Here is a 9,632-nt window from a genome sequence, read left to right as displayed (position 1 = left end):
ATTCTCTAGGCTAATAAAAAAAACTTAATACCGAAAACCAACGGGGGCTTTTTCATAAATTTGCCCCACTAATTTATAGTAATTTGAGACGTATCCTTGTTTTTCTTTTTTTATTACTCGTGTGGTGCGAATATGCCTTGGGGCAACGTCCTCCGGGGAGTATTCAAATTGAAAATGCCGACTTTCAAGACATTAACCAATTTGAAATTCCCGATGCCGTTTTGCTCACGGGAAATGTTCGCGTGCGTCATGAAGGGGTCGTTATGACCTGCAACAAAGCCTATTTTTTTCAGAAAGAAAATTATATCAAAGCCTTTGGACAAGTACAAATGGTGCAAGGCGACACCTTGTACCTCAATAGCACTTATGCCGAATATAACGGAAATGTAAAAAAAGCCTATGCTACGGGGAATGTAGTCATGCGCTCCCCCGAATCGAGTTTGGTGACCGATACCATTCATTTTGACCGAATGAAACAAGAAGCCTTTTACAAAACCAAAGGCGTCATTACCAACCGAAATAATACACTCAAAAGCGATGCGGGCACGTATTATGTCAAAGAAAAAAAATACCGTTTTCTTACCGCAGTAGAACTCAAAAACCCGGAATACACGATTCTATCCAATCATTTGGACTATTATACCAGTTCGGGACATTCGTACCTCTTTGGTCCTTCGACGATCACGGGAAAAGACAACTTTATTTACACCGAGAACGGATTTTACAATACCAAAAAAAATGTCGGTCACTTTCTGAGGAAGTCGTATATCAAATACAAGGACCGGAAAATTGAAGGCGACAGTTTGTATTTTGACCGAACGCGGGAATTCTCTTCGGGGACTCGAAATGTCAAAATTACCGATACCATCAACCGCGCCATCATTAAAGGACATTATGCCGAATTGTACAAAAAACAAGATTCCGTGTTCATGACACGTCGTGCCTCGGTGCGCTATTGGGTAGAAAACGACTCGATGTTTGTGCATGCGAAGAAAATCTATCTCACGGGGAAACCTGGAGCGCGAATTATTCGTGGGGAAAAAAATGTGCGGTTTTTCAAAACGGACATGAGTGGAAAATGCGACTCTTTGCACTCCGATCAAAAAGTGGCCCTGACCAAACTCATCGGGAAACCGATACTTTGGAATGGCGACAAACAACTCACCGGCGATGTCATGCACCTCATTGGCAATAATGCTACGGAAAAACTCGATTCGCTTAAAGTGCTCAACAATGCGTTTATCATTTCCAAAGACACGCTGGACGCGGGCTTCAATCAGGTTAAAGGAATAAATCTGTATGGAAAGTTTCGGGAAAATAAATTGTATGAAGTCGATGTGGTCAAAAATAACGAAGTCATTTACTTTATGCGCAACGATAAAAACGAACTCATCGGCATTGATAAAACGGCTTGTAGTCGCATAAACATGACCCTCAACGGGAATAATGTCGATACCATTACTTTTTTTGATCGCGTAAACGGAACCTTGTACCCAGAGGAAGATTTTCCCGAGAATGTGCGGAAACTCCGGGGCTTTGTATGGCGCATTGAGGAGCGAATAAATTCTAAGGAAGATATTTTTCCTCCCGAAGAAGCCGAAGTCGAAGCGGCGTTGCAAGAACAAGCGCGCAAAGAGGCTGCAAAACCCGCTGTTCCAATGCCTATTCGAAAAGAGACATTGAATTACGACAAAACTACCCGTTCGACCAAAACGAAATAAAACCTACAACGCTACGGTATATGACCTTGAAATCGGACTTTTTACGATACCAGGCCCAAACCTCACCCTACCCACTCGGGATGGAAGTTTCCCATGCCGTGGGTTCGTATATTTATGACACCCAAAACAAAGCGTATTTGGACTTTGTGGCAGGCGTTTCGGCTTGCTCCTTGGGACATCAGCATCCACGGGTAAATCAAGCGATTATTGATCAATTAAACAAGTATTCGCATGTTATGGTGTATGGCGAATATGCACAACATCCAGCAACGGAATATTGCAAGTTATTGGTGCAAAACTTACCCCCCGAATTAAACAAAGTTTATTTGGTCAATTCAGGTACCGAAGCCACGGAAGGCGCCCTCAAATTGGCTCGCCGCGTCACAGGAAGGAGTCAACTTATTTCCTGCCACAACGCCTATCACGGCAACACAATGGGATCGATGAGTGTAATGGGTTTTGAAGAGCGCAAACAAATCTTTCGTCCCTTGGTGCCCGATGTCGAATTTATTACGTTTAATAACGAAGCTGATATTGCAAAAATTACGACCCGTACCGCCGGAATTATCTTGGAAAGTATTCAGGGTGGTGCAGGATTTATCCAACCCGAAAATGATTTCTTGTTGAAAGTCAAACAGCGTTGTGAAGCTGTTGGAGCCTTGATGATTGTTGATGAAATCCAACCCGGATTTGGACGCACGGGGAAATTATTTGGCTTTGAAAACTATAATGTAGTGCCCGATGTAGTCATTATAGGCAAAGGCATGGCAGGTGGCATGCCCGTTGGGGGTTTTATCGCCAACGAACGCCACATGGATTTATTAAGTCACAACCCTAAGCTCGGCCATATTACAACCTTTGGGGGACATCCCGTGATTGCTGCTGCTAGTTTAGCCACGTTACAAGAAATACTCGAAAAAGACTATGCGGCCCAAGCTTTGGAAAAAGAAAAATTATTTCGCCGTCTTTTGGTACACCCTTTGATAGAAGAAGTTAGGGGCCGCGGTTTAATGTTGGCGGCGATGACCGCTGATCCAGAGATTACGAATCGCGCCATTTTAAAATGCCAAGACAAAGGACTCATCCTATTTTGGTTGTTATTTGAAGGAAAAGCCATACGGATTACCCCACCGCTGACTGTTTCTGAGACGGAAATTCGCGAAGGTTGTGCCATCCTGTTGGAGGCGTTAGACGAGATTATGACTGAGGATAAGCACGTTACCCTTAGTTAGTGTTAATTAAATTGTTTAAAACAATTCCTGTTTTTTACCGTTTTTCCTTGAGGGTTACGTATCTTTAAGTAGTGCAACCTAAACCCCAATGGCTATGTATTTGAATCACGAAGAAGACGACTACAATTTATCGCTCTCCCGTTTTGAGTCGATGTTGAAAACCAACAAGGTGTTCTTCTTCGATTCAGAGGAGTTTGAAGAAATTATCTTGTATTATTTGGACATGGGAAAAACTAATTTGGCTAAAAAAGCACTCAAATTAGGCTTGGAACAGCATCCAAAATCAACAGGGTTAAAATTGGTTCAAGTGGAAATGTTGGTGTACGAAGACAAATTGGACGCCGCCGAAAAACTATTGAATGAATTGTATGCCATTGAACCGCACAACGAAGAAATTTATATCCAACGTGCCAGCATTTACTCCAAACGTGACAACCATGAAAAAGCGGTAGCTTGTTTGAAAAAAGCTCTCGAGTATACCGATGACCATGCCGATGTTTACAATTTGATGGGGATGGAATATTTATTTATGGACGATTTAGAATCGGCTAAATCCTGTTTCATTCAATGTTTGGAAGAAGATATTGCAGATCAATCGGCCTTGTACAATGTGGTCTATTGTTTTGAATTTCTGGACCAAAATGCAGCTGCTATCGACTATTTGAAAACCTATATTGATCGTAATCCCTACAGTGAAATTGCTTGGCATCAATCGGGACGGTTATATTATGGGTTAAAAGATTATGAAAATGCCGTGCGTGCTTTTGAATTTGCCACCTATATCGACGTGACCTTTGTAGGCGCTTTTATGGAAAAAGGGAAGGCTTTAGAACGTTTGAAGCGCTATACGGAAGCCATTGAAAGTTACGAGCAAACCCTGGCCTTAGACGACCCAACGTCGTATGCTTTGTTGCGAATTGGCAAATGCTACGAAAAAGTGGGCAACAAGGTGGCTGCACTTAAATATTATAACCAAACCGTACACGAAGATCCGTTATTGGACAAAGGATGGATAGCAATTACCGATTTTTATATTCGTCAAAAAAATTATTCCAAAGCGCTCTATTACGTCAATAAAGCCCTCGGAATTGACGATCAAAACAGCAGTTACTGGAAACGGTATGCAACCATCAATAAAGCCCTCTTTTTATTTGAAGAAGCCGAACACGGGTACCGAAAAGCCGTTGAGTTTGGCGATTACGAATTGGATACTTGGTTATTTTGGGTAGACATGATGTATCAAATGGGTGAAAATGATAATGCGATACTTGCGTTACTTCAAGCCAGTGAATACTTTCCCGAAGCCTATGAAATTGAGTACCGAATGGCAGGCTTGTATTTTACCCTTGAAATGGAGGACAAAGGAAGTTATCATCTTGCCAATGCCTTGCGGTTGAATGCAACCCATTACACCTTATTGGAAGAGTTGTTTCCGCAAGTGATGGACCTGAATAGCATCCAAAAAGCACTCCGAAAATACCGAAAATAATGGCGACATCTTCCGAAAAACGCTTTGGCCTTTTGGGACGAAACATTGCGTATTCCTTTTCACGTGGGTATTTTGCAAAAAAGTTTGAAGCGCCGCAATGGCAACACTGTCGCTATGACAATTACGACCTGCCCGATGCCACTCATATTAAAACATTGTTACAAACCCAACCGTATCTGAATGGCTTAAACGTGACTGTTCCCTTCAAAGAAGCCGTCATCCCTTTTTTGGATGATTTGGATCCCATTGCCCGACAAATTGGGGCTGTAAATACGATTCAATGGCTTCCCGATGGAACAACCCTAGGCCACAATACCGATTGGTACGGATTTCAACAAGCATTAGCACCTCACTTAGCGCCCCATCATCAACGCGCCCTTGTCTTGGGAAACGGAGGCGCTGCCAAAGCGATACGTTACACGTTGCAACATTTGGGCATACCCTACACATTAGTCAGTCGTTCAGGCGAAGAGGGAACCCTCTCCTACGCCGAAATCACGCCCGAAATCATGCACGCCCACACCCTTGTCATTCAATGTACCCCTTTGGGAACCTTTCCCGAGGTAGAGGCCTGTCTCCCAATACCCTACTCCCATTTTACGCCGCTTCACCTTGCGTTTGATTTGGTATATAATCCGCCTAAAACCCGTTTTTTAACCTTAGCTGAAGCACAAGGCGCCGCCATTGAAAATGGGTATTCCATGTTGGTTCACCAAGCAGAAAAGGCCTGGGAAATCTGGAACAGCACCAACGTATAGCCGTAAATCCTGTCTTTTCAATTTCTTTACACACAGAAACCTAGCTTTTACTTTGAATTTTAGGACGACTTTAGTATCTTTCGCCCTAATTATTGTATAACCCCTACAACCTAAACGAATGTCTGAAGTAGTGAATGACAACCTGAATCCCGAAATGGAGGGTTCAGATGGAATGGAAAACCAAGCGAATGTAGACGCGAATACGACCGAAAACGCATCTACTCCTGAGGAATCAATCCCTGTAGAGAGTCCGATTCCCGATACCGAAGTGGAAGCTGCTTTATCGGAGGAAACGGAAGAAACGCCCGAAATTGAAGTGATTTCTGGGGAAGAAGCCGATGCTCCTGTGGCGCAAGAAACCGCTGTGGCATCGAATGAAATCACAGCCGCCGAAGCAACCCCTGAAAGTGAAGAAACGACGCCTTCGGAAACTACAGAAGCGGTGACTCCCGAAGAAAGTCAGGAATCCGCTGCCCCTGAAACCCATCAGGAAGCCCTTTCGGCTATCGCTGAAGCCAATGCCGAAGAAAGCGAAGATGAAACCCTGAAGGGACGTCACGAGATTCCGATGGAAGATTATGATACCTTTTCGATGGAGCAATTGGTAACCGCTTTAGAAAGTTTGGTCGCTGTTGAGCACGTGATGACCGTTCGTGAGCATGTGGAAGAAGTTCGCAAAGCCTTCCTTTCCAAATTCCACCATTTTATCGATGAAAAACGCGATGAGTTTTTGGCGGAAAACCCCGACACTACTGAAGATTTCCATTATGATTTCCCTTTAAAAAAGCGATTTGACACGCTTTATACCACTTATCGTGACAAAAAGAATGCCCATTTCAAATCGTTACAAAATGCGTTAAAATCCAATTTGGAAAAGCGCGAAGCTTTGGTAGAAGAATTGAAAAATGTGGTAGCCCAATCCGGAGGTAATATTGCCCAAGCCTTGAAACAGCTAGCTGACATTCGCGAACGCTGGAAAAATGCAGGACCTATCCCAAAAGACAAATACAATCACGTTTGGAACAACTACCACTTCCATTTGGAAAACTTTTATGATGTTTTGCATTTGGACCGTGAGGCCCGTGATTTGGAATTCAAAAATAATTTAGAGCAAAAGCAACGAATTATCGCCCGTGTTGAGGAATTAACGCAAGAAAGCGATATCAACAAAGCCTTCCGCGAGTTGCAAGACCTCCACCGCATTTGGAAAGAAGACATCGGTCCTGTTTCCAAAGAGGTTCGTGAGAGTTTGTGGCAACGTTTTAGCGAGCTTACCAAACAAATGCACGACAAACGCGAATCGTTATCCGAAGAATTCCGTAAACGCGAGCAAGAAAATCTGGCGAAAAAGCAAGAAATCATTGCCGCTTTGGAGGTACTTGCTACCGAGCGCGTAGACAGTCATGCGTTGTGGGTGCAACAAATTGCCAAAGTAGAGGCGTTACGCAATACTTTTTTTGCCACCGGTAAAGTACCTTCAGAGGTGAATGAAGCGACTTGGGCAGCGTTTAAAACAGCCGTTCGTAATTTTAACGCTTTAAAAAATTCCTTCTATAAGGACATTAAAAAAGGGCAAAACGATAATTTGAGTCGCAAGCAAGCCTTGGTGGCTCGTGCCAATGAATTGAAAGATGCCGATGACTTTGCCGCAACCACGCCCATCATGAAGCAGATTCAGGAAGAGTGGAAAACCATTGGTCATGTTCCTCGAAAATTCTCCGACAGTTTGTGGAAAGAATTTAAAGACGCTTGCAACACCTACTTCGACCGCTTGAAAGAAAGTAAGAAAGAAGAAAATTCGGTCGAATTGGAAGCTTTCAATAACAAAAAAGCGTATTTAGAACAATTGCGTTCTTTTGAATTGGTAGGCGATCACAAAACCGACTTGGACGCCATCAAAGCGCATATCGAGCAATGGAAAAGTTTTGGTAAGGTTCCTTTCAACCGCCGTCATATTGAAGGTAAATTCAACAAAATTTTGGATGCTTTATTTGAAAAATTAAGCGCTAGCAAAAAAGAAGGCGAGATGCATCGTTTTTCTAGCAAATTGGAATCATTAGCGGGCGATGGCAGTCGTAAATTGGATCATGAAAAATTGTTCATCATGCGTAAAATTGACGAAGTGCAGCATGAAATCTTCCAGTTGGAAAACAATATTCAATTCTTCCAAAATGCTAAAAACAACCCTATTGTCAACGAAGTGAAGAAAAACATCGAGCGCCACAAAGCTGATTTAGCAACGTGGAAAGAAAAGCTTAAACAAATTAATGTTTTGATAAAACAACAACAAGAATCCGCTGAATAAGCGGATTTTTTTTTGGGCATGATAAATATCATACCCTACGCCATGGCCGCATCCTATCTTTGAGGCAAATTCTGTAGTCATGGCCACTTCTCTCATTCAAAAATATAACGTGCCGGGACCCCGATACACCAGTTATCCCACGGTTCCGTACTGGAATGATGCGACTTTTAGCACCGAGGGATGGCTCCACACTTTGCTGCAAGCTTTTCACGAAACCAATGCGACGCAAGGTATAAGTCTCTATATTCATCTCCCCTTTTGCGAAAGTTTATGCACGTTTTGTGGCTGTCACAAACGCATTACCAAGCGGCATGAGGTAGAACATCCTTATATCGAGGCAGTATTGAAAGAATGGAATTTATACTGCGAGTTATTACCCAAGAAACCCCATATTCGCGAAATCCATTTGGGCGGAGGTACGCCAACCTTTTTTTCTGCTGCTAATCTTAAGCGACTCATCAACGGAATTTTGAAGGAAGCACACGTAGTCCCCGAACACGAATTTAGCTTCGAAGGGCATCCCAACAATACCACACGCGAACATTTACAGGTGTTGTACGACCTAGGTTTTCGTCGTGTGAGTTTTGGCGTACAAGATTACTCGCCAACCGTTCAACACGCCATACATCGCGTACAATCGTTTCATCAAGTGGCGAAAGTTACTTTTTGGGCACGGGAAATTGGGTATACATCCATCGGACATGATATCATCTTTGGGTTGCCGTTTCAAACCCTAGCCGACGTAGAAGACACTATCGACAAAACCAAATCCCTACTCCCCGATCGCCTCGCTTTTTACAGTTATGCCCATGTACCGTGGATAAAAGGCAATGGCCAACGCGGATTTCAGGATCAAGATGTGCCGCGTGACGAGGTGAAGCGGCAATTGTATGAAGAAGGGAAAAAACGCTTGTTGGCACATCATTACCACGAAATTGGGATGGACCATTTTGCCCGAACTACCGATTCGATGTACCATGCCTTTGAAAACGGCACCTTGCACCGGAATTTCATGGGATATACCGTTACACAAACCAAAGTAATGATCGGATTGGGCGTTTCGTCGATTGGCGACAGTTGGTATGGATTTGCCCAAAACGAAAAGGTCTTAGAAACCTACTATGCCCGCTTGGAAGCCAACGAACTCCCTGTGCTTCGGGGTCATCTTCTAACGGAGGAAGACCTGATTATCCGCCGTCATATTCTCAATTTAATGTGCCATTTTGAAACCCAATGGGAAACCGAAGACCTTTACTTCAAGGAGATTCCAAAAGTTTTGGCACAACTCCAAGAAATGGAGCACGACGGTTTGGTTATCCTTGGACTGGATCACCTGGTGGTCACCGAAAAAGGCAAACCCTTTATCCGTAACATTTGTATGGCGTTTGACTTGCATTTGCAACGTTCGGCTCCCCAAACACAGCTGTTTTCGATGACGGTGTAGGGGGTTGTTTCAGGTTTCAGGTTTCAGGTTCCAGGTTTCAGGTTGGTGGAAAAGTGTAATCCAACTGCTAGTGAACTTACTCTTCTACAGGAAGTCAGCTCAGGAGCTTAGAGGCTCAGCTTCTCAGAAGCTTTTAAAAGTTTCATTGAGCAATAACGCTCATTCGGTATAGCGATTCCCATCCGAGCAGCTGTCATTTCGACGACAGGAGAAATCACACATAAAAGTGATTAAGCCCCGAAGAGAGGGGTGCAGTTGTAGTGTACAGTGAACAGTAATCAGTCTCTTAACAAGCGATGTTTCTATTATAAACAGCTCAGAAGCTTAGAGGCTCAGCTTCTCAGCGGCTTTAAAAAAGTTTCAGGTTTCAGGTTTCAGGTTGGTGGAAAAGTGTAATCCAACTGCTAGTGAACTAACTCTTCTACAGGAAGCCAGCTCAGGGGCTCAGAGGCTCAGCTTCTCAGAAGCTTTTAAAATGTTTCAAGTTTCAGGTTTCAGGTTTCAGGTTGGTGGAAAAGTGTAATCCAACTGCTAGTGAACTGACTCTTCTACAGAAAGCCAGCTCAGGGGCTCAGAGGCTCAGCTTCTTAGAAGCTTTTAAAATGTTTCAAGTTTCAGGTTTCAGGTTTCAGGTTGTGTTTGGTGGAAAAGTGTAATCCAACTGCTAGTGAACTAACTCTTCT

The 9,632-nt window shown here is 43.4% G+C and carries 6 protein-coding genes; all 6 read left to right on the top strand.

What is annotated here, in order from left to right:
- Nucleotides 1-83 precede the first annotated feature (83 nt).
- The 6 genes from ABWO12_RS11440 (at nt 84) to hemN (ending at nt 8,949) form a co-directional block, all read left to right on the top strand.
- On the top strand, nt 84-1,721 hold the full coding sequence (locus tag ABWO12_RS11440) for an OstA-like protein (protein ID WP_502902935.1): 1,638 nt from the start codon (nt 84-86) through the stop codon (nt 1,719-1,721).
- 20 nt (nt 1,722-1,741) lie between these two features.
- Nucleotides 1,742-2,953 carry an aspartate aminotransferase family protein gene (locus tag ABWO12_RS11435; protein ID WP_502902934.1) on the top strand — a complete coding sequence of 404 codons (1,212 nt, stop codon included), beginning with the start codon at nt 1,742-1,744 and terminating at the stop codon, nt 2,951-2,953.
- Between the two features lie 94 nt (nt 2,954-3,047).
- Nucleotides 3,048-4,442 (top strand): tetratricopeptide repeat protein, encoded by a 1,395-nt coding sequence (locus ABWO12_RS11430; protein WP_353089081.1) that lies wholly within the window; start codon nt 3,048-3,050, stop codon nt 4,440-4,442.
- Entirely contained in the window at nt 4,442-5,200 is a 759-nt protein-coding gene (locus ABWO12_RS11425) for a shikimate dehydrogenase family protein (RefSeq protein WP_353089079.1), read from the top strand. Before ABWO12_RS11430 ends, ABWO12_RS11425 begins: the two co-directional genes overlap by 1 nt.
- A 118-nt stretch (nt 5,201-5,318) precedes the next feature.
- On the top strand, nt 5,319-7,505 hold the full coding sequence (locus ABWO12_RS11420; RefSeq protein WP_353089078.1) for a DUF349 domain-containing protein: 2,187 nt from the start codon (nt 5,319-5,321) through the stop codon (nt 7,503-7,505).
- Between the two features lie 79 nt (nt 7,506-7,584).
- Nucleotides 7,585-8,949 carry an oxygen-independent coproporphyrinogen III oxidase gene (hemN, locus tag ABWO12_RS11415; RefSeq protein ID WP_353089076.1) on the top strand — a complete coding sequence of 455 codons (1,365 nt, stop codon included), beginning with the start codon at nt 7,585-7,587 and terminating at the stop codon, nt 8,947-8,949.
- Nucleotides 8,950-9,632: the final 683 nt, after the last annotated feature.

The organism is Flavobacterium sp., from assembly GCF_040379285.1.
In the GTDB taxonomy this organism is placed as follows: Bacteria; Bacteroidota; Bacteroidia; order Flavobacteriales; family Flavobacteriaceae; genus Flavobacterium.
Note: the sequence above shows the minus strand (reverse complement) of the source record. Positions and strands in the feature narration are given on the sequence as shown.

Excerpts from the sequence above, each read along its gene's own strand:
- ABWO12_RS11435 (WP_502902934.1), top strand. The coding sequence starts at position 1,742 with ATGACCTTGAAATCGGACTTTTTACGATACCAGGCCCAAACCTCACCC.
- ABWO12_RS11430 (WP_353089081.1), top strand. The coding sequence starts at position 3,048 with ATGTATTTGAATCACGAAGAAGACGACTACAATTTATCGCTCTCCCGT.
- ABWO12_RS11425 (WP_353089079.1), top strand. The coding sequence starts at position 4,442 with ATGGCGACATCTTCCGAAAAACGCTTTGGCCTTTTGGGACGAAACATT.
- ABWO12_RS11420 (WP_353089078.1), top strand. The coding sequence starts at position 5,319 with ATGTCTGAAGTAGTGAATGACAACCTGAATCCCGAAATGGAGGGTTCA.
- hemN (WP_353089076.1), top strand. The coding sequence starts at position 7,585 with ATGGCCACTTCTCTCATTCAAAAATATAACGTGCCGGGACCCCGATAC.